The sequence below is a fragment of the Aeromonas sp. QDB11 genome, assembly GCF_027705265.1.
GTDB classification, from domain to species: domain Bacteria; phylum Pseudomonadota; class Gammaproteobacteria; order Enterobacterales; family Aeromonadaceae; genus Aeromonas; species Aeromonas allosaccharophila.
On record NZ_JAPDBM010000031.1, the window covers coordinates 18,486 to 33,490 of the forward strand.

Annotated in this window: 15 protein-coding genes; 7 read left to right on the plus strand and 8 right to left on the minus strand. The window is 61.7% G+C overall.

The window, feature by feature from the left end; genetic code table 11:
* Positions 1-26: 26 nt before the first annotated feature.
* Complete coding sequence (locus OKC40_RS12010; RefSeq protein WP_042057599.1) at positions 27-1,466, minus strand: RimK family protein; 1,440 nt, start codon at positions 1,464-1,466, stop codon at positions 27-29.
* 188 nt (positions 1,467-1,654) lie between these two features.
* Between OKC40_RS12010 and OKC40_RS12015 the strand changes: the two genes are divergently transcribed.
* Genes OKC40_RS12015 through OKC40_RS12025 form a run of 3 tightly spaced genes read left to right on the plus strand, consistent with a single transcriptional unit; the run spans position 1,655 to position 3,244 of the window.
* On the plus strand, positions 1,655-2,164 hold the full coding sequence (locus tag OKC40_RS12015) for a GNAT family N-acetyltransferase (RefSeq protein ID WP_182938329.1): 510 nt from the start codon (positions 1,655-1,657) through the stop codon (positions 2,162-2,164).
* 31 nt (positions 2,165-2,195) lie between these two features.
* Positions 2,196-2,441, plus strand: coding sequence for a DUF3624 domain-containing protein (locus OKC40_RS12020; RefSeq protein ID WP_182938328.1), 246 nt, complete (start codon positions 2,196-2,198; stop codon positions 2,439-2,441).
* 56 nt (positions 2,442-2,497) lie between these two features.
* On the plus strand, positions 2,498-3,244 hold the full coding sequence (locus OKC40_RS12025) for an SDR family oxidoreductase (protein ID WP_182938327.1): 747 nt from the start codon (positions 2,498-2,500) through the stop codon (positions 3,242-3,244).
* 61 nt (positions 3,245-3,305) lie between these two features.
* On the opposite strand, the gene OKC40_RS12030 is transcribed toward OKC40_RS12025, so the two are convergent.
* Positions 3,306-4,778: a C69 family dipeptidase gene (locus tag OKC40_RS12030; RefSeq protein ID WP_182938326.1), complete on the minus strand. Its 1,473-nt coding sequence runs from the start codon at positions 4,776-4,778 to the stop codon at positions 3,306-3,308.
* A gap of 473 nt (positions 4,779-5,251) precedes the next feature.
* On the opposite strand from OKC40_RS12030, the gene OKC40_RS12035 reads away from it, so the two are divergent.
* Positions 5,252-5,677: a hypothetical protein gene (locus OKC40_RS12035; RefSeq protein WP_182938325.1), complete on the plus strand. Its 426-nt coding sequence runs from the start codon at positions 5,252-5,254 to the stop codon at positions 5,675-5,677.
* 199 nt (positions 5,678-5,876) lie between these two features.
* On the opposite strand, the gene OKC40_RS12040 is transcribed toward OKC40_RS12035, so the two are convergent.
* The gene (locus tag OKC40_RS12040; RefSeq protein WP_182938324.1) at positions 5,877-6,455 is read right to left on the minus strand and encodes a hypothetical protein; all 579 of its coding nucleotides are present in this window, start codon (positions 6,453-6,455) and stop codon (positions 5,877-5,879) included.
* Positions 6,456-6,700: 245 nt separating this feature from the next.
* Between OKC40_RS12040 and OKC40_RS12045 the strand changes: the two genes are divergently transcribed.
* Entirely contained in the window at positions 6,701-7,852 is a 1,152-nt protein-coding gene (locus tag OKC40_RS12045; RefSeq protein ID WP_182938323.1) for an iron-containing alcohol dehydrogenase, read from the plus strand.
* A gap of 71 nt (positions 7,853-7,923) precedes the next feature.
* On the opposite strand, the gene OKC40_RS12050 is transcribed toward OKC40_RS12045, so the two are convergent.
* From OKC40_RS12050 to OKC40_RS12065, 4 genes are all read right to left on the minus strand, one after another.
* Positions 7,924-8,382: a methylglyoxal synthase gene (locus OKC40_RS12050; RefSeq protein ID WP_005335971.1), complete on the minus strand. Its 459-nt coding sequence runs from the start codon at positions 8,380-8,382 to the stop codon at positions 7,924-7,926.
* Between the two features lie 88 nt (positions 8,383-8,470).
* On the minus strand, positions 8,471-10,582 hold the full coding sequence (locus OKC40_RS12055) for a DUF885 domain-containing protein (protein WP_042057583.1): 2,112 nt from the start codon (positions 10,580-10,582) through the stop codon (positions 8,471-8,473).
* 202 nt (positions 10,583-10,784) lie between these two features.
* Positions 10,785-11,264: a bacterioferritin gene (gene bfr, locus OKC40_RS12060; RefSeq protein WP_042057581.1), complete on the minus strand. Its 480-nt coding sequence runs from the start codon at positions 11,262-11,264 to the stop codon at positions 10,785-10,787.
* 145 nt (positions 11,265-11,409) lie between these two features.
* Complete coding sequence (locus OKC40_RS12065) at positions 11,410-11,616, minus strand: bacterioferritin-associated ferredoxin (protein ID WP_042057580.1); 207 nt, start codon at positions 11,614-11,616, stop codon at positions 11,410-11,412.
* 136 nt (positions 11,617-11,752) lie between these two features.
* Between OKC40_RS12065 and OKC40_RS12070 the strand changes: the two genes are divergently transcribed.
* Both OKC40_RS12070 and OKC40_RS12075 read left to right on the plus strand, forming a co-directional pair.
* Positions 11,753-12,064, plus strand: coding sequence for an HlyU family transcriptional regulator (locus OKC40_RS12070; protein ID WP_042057578.1), 312 nt, complete (start codon positions 11,753-11,755; stop codon positions 12,062-12,064).
* A complete protein-coding gene (locus OKC40_RS12075; RefSeq protein ID WP_270795343.1) occupies positions 12,061-14,127 on the plus strand; it encodes a tRNA(Met) cytidine acetyltransferase TmcA in 2,067 nt (688 codons plus the stop codon). Before OKC40_RS12070 ends, OKC40_RS12075 begins: the two co-directional genes overlap by 4 nt.
* Here OKC40_RS12075 and OKC40_RS12080 read toward each other — a convergent pair.
* The gene (locus OKC40_RS12080; protein ID WP_042057574.1) at positions 14,114-14,833 is read right to left on the minus strand and encodes an SDR family NAD(P)-dependent oxidoreductase; all 720 of its coding nucleotides are present in this window, start codon (positions 14,831-14,833) and stop codon (positions 14,114-14,116) included. The two genes, OKC40_RS12075 and OKC40_RS12080, sit on opposite strands and share 14 nt — an antisense overlap.
* Positions 14,834-15,005 lie beyond the last annotated feature (172 nt).

Genomic DNA, 15,005 nt, shown 5'->3' on the forward strand with positions numbered 1-15,005 from the left:
CATTGTGGCGAAAAGGTCATGGCGGGTTATGCGGTGGTCTGGCCCCGGTTTTCCAGCCGCTGGCGGAAGGCGCGGGCCAGTCGCTCGTAGAGATCCTGCGCCTCCTTGTCCTCGATATCGCCGCGGATCCAGGGGTTGTCGACGATCTCCAGCAGCACGCAGTCGCGGCCCTGCTGGCGCAAGTCGAGCCCGTAGAGGCCATTGCCGAGCTGATGGACGGCGCGGCGGGCGGTCTGCAGTACCCGTTCCGGCACCTCGTTCAGTGGCAACGCCTCGATGCGGCTCATGTCGAGCGGGTGCTTGCGGCGGCGAATGCGGTTACCGGGCTCTGGCCGGTAGCGGCGACAGGCAAACAGCGGCGAGCCATCGAGAAAACCGATGCGCCAGTCGAACTCGGCGGGGATCCGGCTCTGCACCAAGAGCAGGGCGGAGCGGCTCAGCCCTTCGTCCAGCAGCCGGGCCAGCTGCTGTTCGTCGCTGGCCATGGCGAGATCGCGCCCCTGCGCGCCATCGGGCACCTTCACCATCAACGGCAGGCCGAGCCGCTGTACCAGCTCATCCACATGGTGGCGACCGCGACGGGTCACCACCATGGTGGGCGGCATGGGCACGCCGCTGCGTACCATCAGCTCGTAGAGATAGAGCTTGTTGCTGCAGGCGAGGATGGCGCGGGAGCTGTCGATAACCGGCATCTTGAGCTGCTCGGCACGGCGGGCAAATTCGAAGGTGTAGTGGCCGACCGCGGTTTCGGCCCGCAGCCAGAGGGTGTCGAACTCCGGCAACCGCTCGATGGCCGACGGTGGCAGGATCTCGGCCCGGATCCCCTGGGCGGCAGCAGCCCGGATAAAGCGCTCCAGCGCCAGCCCATCACTGCTGGCGCGGCCATCATCGGGATCGACAAGAATGGCGAGCTGGTAGAGCGGCGCCGCCTGCTCCTCATCACCGGTGCCCACCAGCGCCTGAGCATGGTGCAGCATCAGTGCCTTTTCGCTTGGGCTCAGCTCCAGCGGTGACAGGCTCTGCTGCTGGCGTACCGACCAGCCATGACGGCCGCGCTTGAGGGTCAGCTCCTGCAGCGGCAACTGGCTCAGGCCGTAGTAGTAGCGGGCCAGCCCCGCCAGCTCGCTCTGTTCACACTGGCCGAAGATGGCGCGCACCCGGATCCTGTCCTCGCTCTGCTGGGCCAGCCACCCCTGTGCCTTGCGCCACAGCTTGGCCGGTGGCTGCTGGGGTTGCAGTCGGCTGATGGCCTGCAGACCCGGCAGGCAGTGGTGGCCGCGGGCCTGGGCCAGCAGCGAGCAGTAGTAGCCTGCGCTCAGGTGCTCCAGATTGCGGCAGAGGTTGATGATGCGGGGTCGGCCGCCGGTGGTCGGCACGCCATGTTGCAGATAGGTGCGGGCGGTCAGCAGATAATCGGCATGGTAAGGCCAGTCGCCCAGCTCTTCGACGATGACATAGGTACTCATATTTTCGGCTCCACAGATCAGACTGCCTGAAAAAAGGCAGGATCCCCAGTGGGCTTCGATGCACCGACAAGCACGACAATGGCGCGAGGGGAAACAAGAGGTTACAGTGCCTAATATGACGCTTTGGTAACTTGTGATACAAGTCGCATTTTTGGTGCTGAAGATAAATAACCGAACAAGGACTCCCCGTGTTGACCGTACGTGCGGCCCGAACAGATGATCTGGGCGCCATCGTTAATCTGGAACGCTACTGTTTTCCCCCCGAAGTCGCCTTTGGCCGCAGCCGCTGGCACTATCTGCTGGCCCACGCCAAGGGGCGCACCCTGTTGCTGCTGGATGAGAAGCATCAGCTGATGGGCTATCTCTGCCTGCTGGAGCACAGAGGCTGGGATCGGCTGGTCATTCAGGCGCTGGCCATCCGCTGGACGGTGCGCCGTCTGGGCTGGGCCCGCCGTCTGCTGGAGCAGGTGATCCGGGAGGGCAAGGCCGCTGGCTGGGGGGCGATTCGCCTCGAGGTGGGGGACGCCAACGAAGAGGCGCTGGCGCTCTATCAGGGGTTGGGATTTCGTCCCCAGCAGCGGCTGGCGGACTACTATGGCCGCGACCAGCACGCCCACCGGCTGGTGCTGCCGCTGGTGAGCGACGAGGAGCGTGAGCGGCGCAGAGTGGCTCGCAAGCCGCCTTTGCAGGCATGCTAGCCGTGTGGAACGAGCAACATCGAGGAGCAGGATGAGCTGCGACAATTGTCTTGCTACCGCCATCAAGGTCAAGCTGGGGCGTTGCCCGGTCTGTGCCATCCAGACTTTCGTCATCGGCCTGATCGGCTGGCTGGTCTGGTGGTGGTGCGGCGCCGACACCTCGGTCAACGCCCTCACCGGCCTGCTGTTTGCGTTGGGGGGCTCGGGCCTGTTTCTGCTCCATCTGGTGGTATTTGTCTGGCGCAAGGCGACCGGACGTGAATTGAGCGATGAATGAATCTGAATAGATTCAAACAGATAAATAACGATATCGGTGTAGATATGGAGGTTCAGATGATTGCAATGGTAACGGGCGCCTCGTCCGGTTTTGGTGAAGCCATCAGCCGCCAGCTGGTGCAGGCGGGCTACAAGGTGATCGGCACCGGTCGCCGTGCCGAGCGGCTGGCCGCGCTGGCTGACGAGCTGGGCGAGCAGTTTCTGCCGCTGGTGTTCGACGTGCAGGACAAGGCGGCCACCCGCGCCGCGATCACCGGTTTGCCAGCCGCCTGGAGCGAAGTGGATCTGCTGGTCAACAACGCCGGTCTGGCGCTGGGGCTGGAGCCTGCCCACAAGGCGGATCTGGACGATTGGGAGCAGATGATCGCCACCAACATCAGCGGCCTGACCCTGCTCACCCGCCTGCTGCTGCCGGGCATGGTGGCGCGCAATCGCGGCCACGTCATCAACATCGGCTCCATCGCGGGCACCTACCCCTATCCGGGCGGCAACGTCTATGGCGCCACCAAGGCGTTCGTGAAGCAGTTCAGCCTCAACCTGCGCGCCGATTTGGCGGGTACCGCCATTCGCGTCACCAACGTGGAGCCGGGCCTGTGCGGCGGCACCGAGTTCTCCAACGTCCGCTTCCACGGTGACGATGCCAAGGCGGCCACCGTCTATCAGGGGGTGGAGGCGATCCAGCCGGAAGACATCGCCAATACCGTGCTCTGGGTGAGCCAGCAGCCCGCCCACGTCAACATCAACAGCATCGAGATCATGCCGGTGGCCCAGACCTTCGGCCCGCTCAATATCAGCCGCCGCTGATCGCTGCATTGGATGAAACAAAAGAGGCTCCCTCGGGAGCCTCTTTGCGTTGGCGAGCAGATTACAGGCTCATGATCTTCTTGAACTCCTCCTCCGAGTATTTCTTCTCGCTGCTCTTGGTCAGATCCGTCATCAGCTTGTAGCGCAGATCTTTGGCCATCTGATAGGTCTGCTCCAGCTGGCCGTAGGAGTAGTCGGCGGCCAGCCCGATGGCGGTGGCCTTGTCGTTGGCGTAGGTCTGCTTGAGGCTCTTGTCGAGCACGGCGACCTCCTTGTAGAGCTTGGCGCTCTCCTTGCTCCAGACGTTTCGCAGCAGCGGCAGGTATTTGTCCGGATTGGTGTTGGCCAGCGCCGTCAGGCTGCGGAACTGCCAGTAGGCGGAATCATCGGAGTAGCTGTCGCTGCCGCTGCGATAGGGCAGGGGGTAGTTTTCCAGGGTGTTGTAGAGCGGCACCATCACAGATTCGGCCAGCACGCCGTAGCTCTGCCAGATCAGCCCCTGCAGCTCTTTGGGCATCTCTTTGCGCAGCTGGATGACGTGGGATTCCAGCTGGCGATCGACGCGGATTGGCCGCTCTGCCTTGCCCGCCAGCGGCGTGCCGTCATAGGTGGCGCTCAGCACCCTGGCCACGTCCGGCACAGCGATGGGAGTATCCGGCTTCATAAACAGTGGATATTGCGCCAGCCGAGTCGCCTGTTTCTGGCTGGCGGTCAGCATTTTCTGGCCGAGCCACTCCCGATCCACGTTGTAGGGATCGGCAATCACCCCGAACGCCTTGGCGAAGTTGAAATCCTTCGGATCGGCGTTATCCAGCAGTTTGTGTTCGCGTACAAACTCCAGCAGCTTGGGCGAGTGCAGCACATCGGCGCTGTCGAGAGCGACGCCGTGGATGCGCAGGCCGTTGGCCACCATGGCGTAGCTGTCGTTCGGCACCCGCACCGCGATCCAGTGGTGGCCGGAGCCAATCTCCATCAGCCAGGCCTCGTTCACATCCGCCAGATAGAGGCTGTTGCCCTCACCGGCGCCATATTGCTCCACATAGCGGCCGAGCAGCTCGACCCCCTCTTTGGCCGTTTTGGCCTGCGGCAGGATCAGGGTCGGGATGATGGCCTCGATGACCCCCTTCTCGATCAGCGGATCCGCTTTTTGGGCCTTGTCGTTGACCTCGGCGCTGGTGGTAGCCGAGATGGCGACGTTGAACTCGTTGATGCCGCGCTCCTCATAATATTTGCCTGCTGGGTCGCTGGTTGTTGCATCCCAGTCGTGGATGGCGGAGTAGGCGAAGAACGCCTTGGGCATTGGCACTTCCAGCCCGTTGCCCAGTTTCCAGCTCTTGCCCTCGTTCTGTTGTGCCGGGTGGAAGGCCAGATACTTGTTCCAGTTGTTGACGCCAAAATCCTCGTTTCTGGCGATCATTACGCTGCCATCGGCACTGGCCCCCTTGCCGACGATAAGGCCGGTACAGGCATCGGCACTGGTGCCAAGCAGGGTGAGCAGGGTGGCGGAGAGAAGACTCAAGGTGTGTTTTTTCATAGTTATGCCCGAAAGGTTGCGGTGAGTGAGAGTCAGACGAGGGGATGAGGTGTGGGGAGGCCGCAACTCCGAACTGGCAGCGGAGCGAGCACGGCAGATTGGTCTGCCTGTTATTGGTTTTACGAACAGATCATCCATGACACGGCTGGCTGGTTGTGATGTGCGCCAAAATTGTATGCCTCGCTGGTTGTTTGTTTTGTGATCGAACTGCTGTTCCTGACTTTTCTCTGGCGCCGTGGCGCGCGGACGGTGAAATGTGCCAAAACAGCGTGAACCGGCAGCAGATGAGTCATGATTCTGACGCCTGCTTGCGTGGGGGCCGTGGTGAGCGCCGCCATAGCGCGGGATCTTGCACCATCTGACAAGTTGGCCTGTAACTTGCTGGTTTTATTGGTAATGGTGGGGCCTGACGCCCCATGTGACCGGATCAGCCTGTGCCCATTGCCGCAGATGCGCACCGAATTGGAGCCCCCATGGATATCAAACCCTACAGCCAGCAGCTTGCCCAGAGCGCATCCAACAACCGCGCCCTCGCCACCCTCAACAGTGCCGGCAGTGGCGGTCAGGGCGGTGGCTGGGAGGAGATGGTCAGCCTCTCCACCCAGCGCATGACCGGTCAGGCCCAGCAGGTGCTGACCTACGAACATCTGGCCAAGAACAACAAGCTGCCGCCGGCGCTGGATATGAGTTCCGACAAGGGGGGCGTGGTGCAGCAGCTGGTGGACAAGGCGCTGGGCTTCGATCGCAAGAAGTTCAACGAGATAGAGGAGAAGCTCAAGACGATCGCCGACAACAAGCAGCTGACCGCCGAGGAGCGGGCGGAGCAGAGCAAGCCGCTCAACGAGCAGCGAGAGAAGATGTTGAAAGAGGCGATGGATCGCCTGACCGGCCAGAAGTAGGGGCGGCGATGTGCCGGATTGGCCGGCAAGTCGGGGCGAAGAGGCAATATCTTGCCCTGAATGGAGACTAGGGGAGTGAACGGTCTGGGTAAGGAAGGCGGGAGGCAAGATTGCCTCCCGCTTGATATGGCGCCCGCGCAAGTGGCCGCGAGTCGGGCGTCATTACGCTGGCATGGCAGCCTGGGCAGCCCGGTCTGGACTATTCGCTAGCGACGATGCCGATCCCGATGGCTTTGGTCTGAACCGCCTTGAGCTGGTCCCCTTCTGCAATCAGGCTAAACTGCTCCGGGTTGTTGATCTTGATGGTCAGGGTCTCATCCACCCCTCTGACGGTGACGGTCTGCTGTTGTTTGTCCAGCCCGATGACATCGGCATAGATGGTCACTTTCATGCCGACACCGCCACCCGGTTTCTCATCTGCCCTGGCCCGTTCGCCATCCACTTCCACGATCCGTTTTCTGATGCCAGCGGTGCCCTTCAGCAGCTCTACATCGAGTATCTGCAGATACTTGAGCGTGACCTTGTCCCCGACCTTGACGTTCGGCAGGTTGGCAACCTGCTCGCCAGCGACGATATCGAAGGTTTCACCCTCTGCGTTTTTCAGACTGACCTGGCGGGTCTCCAGGTCGATGGCGGTCACGGTGGCACTCGCCGTGAGTTCTTGCGCTAGACTGGCTTGCCCGGGAGCGACGTCGACTCCTGCGTTGACCTCGGCGGCTTGTACCAGAGTAGTCGAGAGGGTAAACAGACCTGCAATCCATGCATGCTTCAGTTTCATATTTCAGACCTTCCTGTATGACGAGGGATTGGATGAAAACTGACGGGGGCAGCAGGATGGGAAAGTGATGGGGAGCCTGATCTCCAGAGTGCTACCCGCCCTCCTGACAGACCATAGCAGAGCCATCCCTGAAAATGCCGCTGCAACGACCGGCAATCTCCATTCTGATAACCAGCTCCCGTTTTTGACCTGATGGGGCGGCAGGCGCACAATGTCCCCGTGCTGTTCAAGTCGAGGATCCCGCCGTGTACAACTTCCAATATGCCAACCCGACCCGCATCTGTTTTGGTGAGGGGCAGATCGCCAGCCTGCCAACGCTCATCCCGCCCGGCAGTCGCCTGCTGGTGCTCTATGGCGGCGGCAGCATCAAGCAGAACGGAGTCTATGAGCAGCTGACCCGAGCGCTGGAAGAGGTGACGTGGCAGGAGTTCTCCGGCATCGGCGCCAATCCCAGATACGAGCTGTTGATGGAGGCGGTGGCGCTGGTGAAGCGCGAGCGCATCGACTTCCTGCTGGCGGTCGGTGGTGGCTCGGTAGTGGATGGCACCAAGTTTGTCGCGGCGGCGGCCTGCTATGAGGGGAGCGACCCCTGGGATATCTGCGGCAAACAGGCGAGCGTGCACCAGGCGCTGCCGATGGGCTGCGTGCTGACCCTGCCCGCCACTGGATCCGAGAACAATCCCACCTCTGTGGTGAGCCGCGGGGATGTGAAGATCTCCTTCAGAAGCCCGCTGGTGCAGCCGCAATTTGCGGTGCTCGATCCGGCGACCACCTACAGCCTGCCTGCACGCCAGACCGGCAACGGGGTGGTGGATGCCTTCATCCATATCACCGAGCAGTACCTCACCTTCCCGGTCGGGGGCGATGTGCAGGATCGGCTGGCGGAAGGCCTGCTGCAGGTGCTGGTGGAGAACGGCCCCAGAGCGCTGGCGGAGCCTGCCAACTATCAGGTTCGGGCCAATCTGATGTGGGCCGCCAGCCTGGCGCTCAACGGTCTTATCGGTTGCGGGGTGCCGCAGGATTGGGCCTCTCACGCCATCGGCCATCAGCTGACGGCGCTCTACGGGCTGGATCACGGCCAGAGTCTGGCGGTGGTACTCCCCTCACTGCTCCGTGAGCGGGTGAGTCAGAAGCAGGACAAGCTGGCGCAGTTTGCCGAGCGGGTGTGGCATTCCACCCGCGAGGACAAGGCCCTGCGCATTGAAGAGGCGATCATCCGCACCGAACAGTTCTTCCAGAAGATGGGGCTGGGCACCCGACTGGCCGACTATGGTCTCAGCGAAAGCTGCATTCCGGCGGTCTGCTCCAACCTCAAGCGGGTGGGGCGCACCGCACTCGGTGAACATCAGGATATCGATCCGGATCGGGTGGCGCGCATCCTCGCCCGGGCGCTATAAGCCGGTGTCGGTTTGTTTCCCCAATAAAGAGGGCCGCATATTGCGGCCCTCTTGCATGACGGGTTAGCCGATCACTCGGTGCGCGCCTTGAGATAACCGGCGTAATCCGGGATCTGCACGCTGAATGCCTGCTGCATGTGGGGGCTGTCCATGATGAAGTCGGCGGTCGCTTCATTGGTGGCGACCGGGATGTTCCATACCGCCGCCAGCCGCAGCAGCGCCTTCACATCCGGATCGTGCGGCACCGCATTGAGGGGATCCCAGAAGAAGATCAGCACGTCGATCTTCCCTTCGGCAATCAGGGCGCCGAGCTGCTGGTCGCCACCCATGGGGCCGGAGAAGAGGCAGGTGATGGGCAGTTGCGCCTTCTTGCCGAGCATGGTGCCGGTGGTGCCGGTTGCATAGAGGTGGTGGAGCTTGAGCTCCTCCTTGCGGCGCATCACCCAGTTCAGCAGAGGGGTCTTCATGTTGTCGTGAGCCACCAGTGCCACCCGTTTGTGGGGCGCCATCTCGCGTGCAATCTGTTCCATGGAAATCGTCCGTAGCATTGTTATTGGCAGAGAGCCGTATCCTAATCGAAAGCGGCGCCCGTTGCCTTGCCGGGCGCCGTAACTGTGATCACTTCGACTGTTCAATCCACTGCTTGTTCTTCTGCTCCAGTACCGAGATGGGCAACATGCCGTATTCCAGCACATGGTGGTGGAACGCCTTGAGGTCAAAGTCTCCACCCAGCGCCTGCTCGGCCGACTCCCGCATCCGGATCAGCGCCAGCTGGCCGGCCTTGTAGGAGGTCGCCTGACCGGTGTAGGCCATGTAGCGCGGCACCTCGGAGCTGATGTCCCCGGCACCCAGCGCCGAGTTCTCCTTCATGTAGTTGACAGCCTGATCGTGGCTCCAGCCATACCAGTGGATACCGGTATCCACGACCAGCCGCATCGCCCTGAGCATCTCCTCGTTGAGACGGCCAAAGTATTGCAACTGGTTGTTGAAGGCGGACGAGCCCTCGACCTTCACGTCTCCCACCGCCGGATCATAGAGGCCCCGTCCCTGATAGAGCCCCATGTCGTGATCCGCCAGATATTCGGTGTAGAGCGCCCAACCCTCCGCATAGGCGGTGTAGGAGGCGTTCGCCACATACTGCGGGAAGTCGGGATCCTTGGCGGCCAGCTCCTGAGCGATGGTGATCTGGAAGTGGTGGCCCGGCGCCGCCTCATGGGCCAGCAGGGTGCTGATGTTCCAGCTCTGCAGACCATAGGGGTAGTAGGTGTTGAGGACGAACTGTCCCTTGCGGCCGGTCTGCGGGTTGCCGTCCTGATACCAGGCCACTCCGCCGTATGGCGCATCTTCATAGGAGACGGGCACCACCTCGTAATCGAGCTTGGGAATGGTGCGCTCGGCATCGAAGAAGTCCGGCAGCACCAGCGCCGCCTTGCTCTTGAAGACGTTGTACTCCTGCAATGCCCGCTCGTGTTCGGCCAGTGCCTGCTGCTGCGGCCCGTTCAGGGTCGCACCGGCCGCGTTGTCCGGGTTGAGGCCAGCCGACCAGAGTGCCAGCGGGTTCTGATAGAAGAAGGCAGGCTCGTTCAGATAGCGGAAGAAGGCGTAGATCTGGCCGCTCTGCTTGCTTTGGGCCACGTCTTCGTTGTCGCACTTGCCAACGGTGTGGCACACCTTGACCATGGCACCGAAGATCCGCTCTACCTCGCTCAATCCCAGCTCATGAACCTGTTCCGGTGTCATATTGGTGGTGGTGTGCTTCTTCAGCAGCCAGCGATACCAGTCGCGCCCGTTGGTCATGCCACAGAAACCGTCGTCACACTCGCCACTACCCAGGCGCACTGCATAGGCGCCGCCATGCTGGTAATCCAGATAGTCGCGCAGCGCCAGATAACGGCTGTTGATGCTGTCCAACACGGCTTTGTAGTCTGCTCGCAGTGTGGCATCGGCATCCCCCGGCAACTGCTGCCAGCCGAGGTAGGCGCCAGCGAGCATGTCGCCATCCAGCTTGCTGTTGAGCTGGGCCAGCAGCCGGTCTACCAGCTCATCAGGCAAGGTGTTGCCCTGAACACTGGCCTGCTCGAACTGGTGTTTCACCTCGGCCAGATAGGCATCATATGCCTTGAGCCAGGTGAGGTGTTCCTGGTACCAGGCCTGCGGGGTCATTGTTGTCTTTGCCCGGGTTGCCATTGCAAGTGCCGGAGCTGTGTCTGTGCGGTCGAGATCGCGTCGCCATGCGCCATCACCCGGTTCCACCCGGTCGGCCGAGCTGTGCTCGAAATAGTCGAAGTCACCGCTGACGGTGCGAGCTGCTTTGCCGCTGGCAGGGGCTGCGCCAACGTCATCTGCCAGATCCACCACACGGTTGCGGAAGTGATGGATCGGGATCTGGGATTGGGGTAAATCGTACCCTTCAAGATTGATCTGCAAGTCCCAGCGGATCATGTCGTAGAACAGCCGATCCCGCTCACTTAGCACCGAGGGATCCAGGGCATCCAGCCGTTTGAGCAGAGAACTGTCGAGTGCCTTGCGCTTGGCGATGCTGGCGGCATCGATGGCAAAACCGTAGGGGTCGAGCGCCTGGCTCTCGCGCAGAGCCTCATCCATGGTCTGCATCAGGGATGCTTTGGTGGCTGCGGGATCTGCAGGTGCGTTCGAGCTGTTGTCATTGCAGGCGGCAAGAGACAGGGCAATGGCGCAGGCTAGCGCGAGCTTGTTGGGTAGGAAGTGCATGATGTAGTCCTTTCACATGTTGTTATTGTGTGTCCCTGTGAGGGGCCCCAATAGTGCAACTACTCGGCGTCTGTTTTTGCGACCTGAATAGCAAAAATACGCTTATTTTTCATGCTGATAAGTGGTGTGAAAAGCTATGCAGCCAGACATTAAAAAACCCGCCTGAGCGGGTTTTTTAACCGTTTTTTCATGCCATAACTATTCAGGATGAACCGTGGTGCAGTTGCGACTGCTGGTAGTTCTCCAGCCCGATGCGATCGATGAGATCGAGCTGGGTCTCCAGCCAGTCCACATGCTCCTCCTCATCCTCCAGGATCTCCTGGAACAGGTCGCGGCTGATGTAGTCCTGCACCGACTCGGCATAGGCGATGGCGACCCTGAGATCGGGGATGGCATCCATCTCCAGCGACAGGTCGCAGCGCAGCATCTCTTCGACGGTCTCACCGATGCGCAGCTTGCCGAGATCCTGCAAGTTGGGCAGCCCTTCGAGAAACAGCACCCGCTTGACCAGCTCGTCGGCGTGTTTCATCTCATCGATAGACTCGTGATACTCCTTGTGCCCGAGCGCCTTGAGGCCCCAGTCATCGTAGATGCGGGCGTGCAGGAAGTATTGGTTGATGGCAATCAGCTCATTGGCCAGCACCTTGTTGAGGTGGACAATGATCTTGGGATCTCCTTTCATCGACAGTGCTCCTTGGTTCGTGCCTGAGGCTTCGATCGTTAGAGCTTAGTCCAGAAAAGTGACAACAAGAGGTCTGGCGAGTCAGCTCGCCCGAGAGGAAGGGTGACCCTGCTGGCGGGTCAAATCAGAAGAGGGTGGGGCCGGGTCAGGCCACCTCGTAGTAGAGCACGGATTGTTCCTGCTCCATTGTGTCGAGCTCGGCGGCGATGATCTCCATGGTCATTCGCACGCATTTGCCACACTGGGCGCCCACCTCTAGCGACTGCTTGAGCTGGCGGAATTCGCTGTTACCTGACTGCACCGCCTTGCGGATCTGGGTATCTGTGATGCCGCGGCACAAACAGACGTACATGATGGTTACCTCTTGTGGAATGCAGTGAAATCTAAATGAGAATGGTTCGTGATGCAAATAACTATTGGTAATAAGATCCCCTGCTTGCCACTGTGCAACCCCTTGGGGACAATGCTGGCAACCAGAGGAGATCACCATGCTCAAGAAACTGTTCAGCGCCCTGTTCGGGGGCGAGCCGACCAAGGCGCCTGAAGTCACTCCCACCGAATATGCCGGCTATCTCATCTACCCCGAGCCCATGGCGGAAGGGGGCCAGTACCGGTTGGCGGGCCGCATCACCAAGGAGCTGGATGGGGTGCTGCAAACCCACCGTTTCATCCGCTCCGATCTGTTTGCCAATCCGGCCGATGCCGAGCGTTTCATGGTGCAGAAGTCCCACACCTTTATCGATCAGATGGGGGAGCGCATGTTCGAACCCCGCAAACCGGTTGACAGCGCGGCTTCATGACGCCACAAGAGGTCAACCGGCTGCGCGAGGCGCTGGCCCGCGCCGGTGAGCGGCGCCTGATCTGGCTGGAGGGGGAGGAGGCCGAGTGCATTGCCCGCGCCCAATCCCTGCTCGGTGAGCACATCTTCTGGCTGGGGGCTGGGCCTGAGTGTTATGCCCCGCAACCCGCCGCCAAGGCGCTGCAGCGGCTCGGTCAGGAGTGCGACACGCTGGTGTTCAACGCCTTCAGCGGTTTTCACCCCGACGCCTTCGGGGCGCTGGCAGGCACCTTGCGCGCCGGTGGCTTGCTGTTGCTGCTGACGCCGCCCAGAGAGATCTGGCCCGCATGGCCGGATCCCGACCGGGTTAGGCTGGTGGCCCAGCAGGAGGAGGTAAGCCAGGCCGGTCACGGCTTTATCGCCCGGCTGGTGCGGCTGCTAACTGGCGATCCGGCCCTCTCTCTGGAGCTGCCGGTTTGCCCGCAGCCGTGGCAACCGATTGGGCCGGAGCGTGCGTTGAGCTGCGATCAGGCCCGGGCGCTGCCCGCCATCCACAAGGTGTTGCACGGTCATCGCCGCCGGCCGCTGGTGTTGAGTGCCGACCGCGGCCGTGGCAAGAGTGCGCTGCTGGGGCTGGCCGCCGCCGAGCTGCTGCGCCAGCAGCCCGGGCTGAACATAGTGGTGACGGCCCCCTCACAGGCGACGGTGGCGACCCTGTTTGCCCACGCAGCTCGCGGGCTAGATACCACGCCGGAGCAGCTAACCGGGCTGAGCTACTGCTCTCCTGATCGGCTGGTGCACGAGGCGATTAATCCCGATCTGCTGCTGGTGGATGAAGCGGCCGCCATTCCGACCCCGCTGCTCGAGGCCATGCTGGCCCGTCACAGCCGTATCGTGTTTGCCACCACTGAGCACGGTTACGAGGGAACAGGACGTGGTTTTCACCTGCGCTTCAAGCGAGTGCTGGATAGCCAAACGCCGGATTGGCAGGAGATCCAACTGGGTGAACCGATCCGCTGGAGTGAGCACGATCCGCTGGAGCCGCTGATTTTCCGCCTGCTCGGCCTCAATGCCGAAGTCGCAACTCCCATGCCACCGACCAGCCCGAGCTGGCGTCTGGTCAGCCAAGAGGCGCTGTCGAGTGACGAGGCGCTGCTCAACCAGCTGTTCGGCCTGTTGGTGCTGGCCCACTACCAAACCACGCCGAGCGATCTCAGGTCGCTGCTGGAGAGCCCGGATCTCGACATCCATCTGCTGGAGCAGGACGAGAGCCTGCTGGGTGTGGCCTTGGTGGCGCGGGAAGGGGAAATCGAACCCGAACTCGCCGAGGCGATCTGGGCAGGGCGCCGCCGCCCGCGCGGCCATTTGCTGCCCCAGTCGCTGCTGGCCCACGCCGGTTTCAAAACGGCGGGGGCGCGCAGTTACGCCCGGGTGATGCGTATCGCCATCCACCCCGAGCTGCATCGCCATGGGCTGGGTTCGCTGCTGCTTGGCAAGCTTGAGGAGCACTATCGCCAGATTGGTATCGACTACCTGGGCTCGGCTTTTTCGGCCAGCGCCGACCTGCTCCCCTTCTGGCGCAAGGCAGGACTGACGGTGCTGCGCATCGGTTTGCAACGGGATGCCGCCAGCGGCTGCCACGCAGCCCTGCTGCTCAAAGCGCTGAAACCCGAGCATGAGCCCGAGCTGGATCAGTGGCAGCAGCGTTTCGTACGCCAGCTGCCGACCTTGCTGGCTGGTGAGTTGAGCGCGTTGGATCCCGAGCTGGTATGGCAATCTCTGCAAGGCAGTACCGTCACCGCAACTGAGCTTGGCGAGTTCGAGCTCGACGATATTGAATGCTTTGCCCTGCATCACAAGCCGTTCGAGCTAAGCCAAGCCAGCCTGCAGCTATGGCTGGCGCGACATCTGGATGTGTTGGCCTCGCTCACCCCTGCCGAGCGCCATCTGCTGATCGCCACCATCTGGCAATATGCCGACTGGGGAAGACTTGCTGCGAGATTGCAGCTGGCAGGCAAGCCCGCCGTGATCAAGAGCTTGCGGGCACTGCTGGCACGTCTCTTGGGTTCCCCTACCACTCGATAGGTTTGCCCTGCCAGTCGAGAAAGCTCAGCTCGCCATCCGGTTGCAGCCGGTTCATCAGGTTAATCAGATGGTCGGCTACCAGCTCGGGACTCTGCACATTTCCCGCCGGTACATTGGCGTGAAACGGGCGGGAGAGTTGGGTATCCACGGTGCCGGGATGGAAGGCCAGCAATTTGACGCCTGTGGCCCGCCTGGCCAGCTCGATGGCGGCACACTTGAGCAGCATGTTGAGGGCGGCCTTGGATGCGCGATAGCCATACCAGCCGCCTGCTCGGTTGTCGCCAATGCTGCCGACTCGGGCACTGAGTACCGCCAGAGTGCAAGGCTCGCGGCCAAACAGCGGTAACAACTGGCTGATCCAGCGCAGCGGCAGCAAGGCGTTGGTCTGGTAGAGGCGGGTCATGACAGCGAGATTGAGTGCTTCGAGCCGTTTCTCTGGCTGGATCTCCCCCTGATGCAGCATGCCGTTGCAGATCACCACCCGATGCGGTCTCGGCGCCAATTCCGCGATGCGGGCTACCGCAGCTGCCATCTGCTCATCGCTGTAATCACAACATAGCCAGTGAAGATCTGGCGACGAGAGGCCCGCAGGTGCGGGTTGACGACTGATGGCGATGACCCGGGTTGTGCCGGTTGCCAGCCATTGTGCGACCAGCGCCGCCCCGATCCCGCCGCCAGCCCCAATCACGAGCACGCTCTCATTCATGATCCCTCTCCTTGTGACGCTGTGATGGCCTTCTCCATCGCACCGCAATTTTCCTGATAGGCTGGTACGAGCCCTCCGGCCTCGCGGATCAAGCGGTTATAGCTGCATTCTTGACCGGATCAGCGCAGCAGAGTGCATTCCATTCCTATACTGAGAGAAAACCGCAGCGGTC

What these genes read in the sequence shown, in the direction of transcription:
- OKC40_RS12010 (WP_042057599.1), bottom strand. Translation starts at nt 1,466, where the DNA reads ATGAGTACCTATGTCATCGTCGAAGAGCTGGGCGACTGGCCTTACCAT.
- OKC40_RS12020 (WP_182938328.1), top strand. Translation starts at nt 2,196, where the DNA reads ATGAGCTGCGACAATTGTCTTGCTACCGCCATCAAGGTCAAGCTGGGG.
- OKC40_RS12025 (WP_182938327.1), top strand. Translation starts at nt 2,498, where the DNA reads ATGATTGCAATGGTAACGGGCGCCTCGTCCGGTTTTGGTGAAGCCATC.
- OKC40_RS12030 (WP_182938326.1), bottom strand. Translation starts at nt 4,778, where the DNA reads ATGAAAAAACACACCTTGAGTCTTCTCTCCGCCACCCTGCTCACCCTG.
- OKC40_RS12035 (WP_182938325.1), top strand. Translation starts at nt 5,252, where the DNA reads ATGGATATCAAACCCTACAGCCAGCAGCTTGCCCAGAGCGCATCCAAC.
- OKC40_RS12040 (WP_182938324.1), bottom strand. Translation starts at nt 6,455, where the DNA reads ATGAAACTGAAGCATGCATGGATTGCAGGTCTGTTTACCCTCTCGACT.
- OKC40_RS12050 (WP_005335971.1), bottom strand. Translation starts at nt 8,382, where the DNA reads ATGGAACAGATTGCACGCGAGATGGCGCCCCACAAACGGGTGGCACTG.
- OKC40_RS12055 (WP_042057583.1), bottom strand. Translation starts at nt 10,582, where the DNA reads ATGCACTTCCTACCCAACAAGCTCGCGCTAGCCTGCGCCATTGCCCTG.
- bfr (WP_042057581.1), bottom strand. Translation starts at nt 11,264, where the DNA reads ATGAAAGGAGATCCCAAGATCATTGTCCACCTCAACAAGGTGCTGGCC.
- OKC40_RS12065 (WP_042057580.1), bottom strand. Translation starts at nt 11,616, where the DNA reads ATGTACGTCTGTTTGTGCCGCGGCATCACAGATACCCAGATCCGCAAG.
- OKC40_RS12070 (WP_042057578.1), top strand. Translation starts at nt 11,753, where the DNA reads ATGCTCAAGAAACTGTTCAGCGCCCTGTTCGGGGGCGAGCCGACCAAG.
- OKC40_RS12075 (WP_270795343.1), top strand. Translation starts at nt 12,061, where the DNA reads ATGACGCCACAAGAGGTCAACCGGCTGCGCGAGGCGCTGGCCCGCGCC.
- OKC40_RS12080 (WP_042057574.1), bottom strand. Translation starts at nt 14,833, where the DNA reads ATGAATGAGAGCGTGCTCGTGATTGGGGCTGGCGGCGGGATCGGGGCG.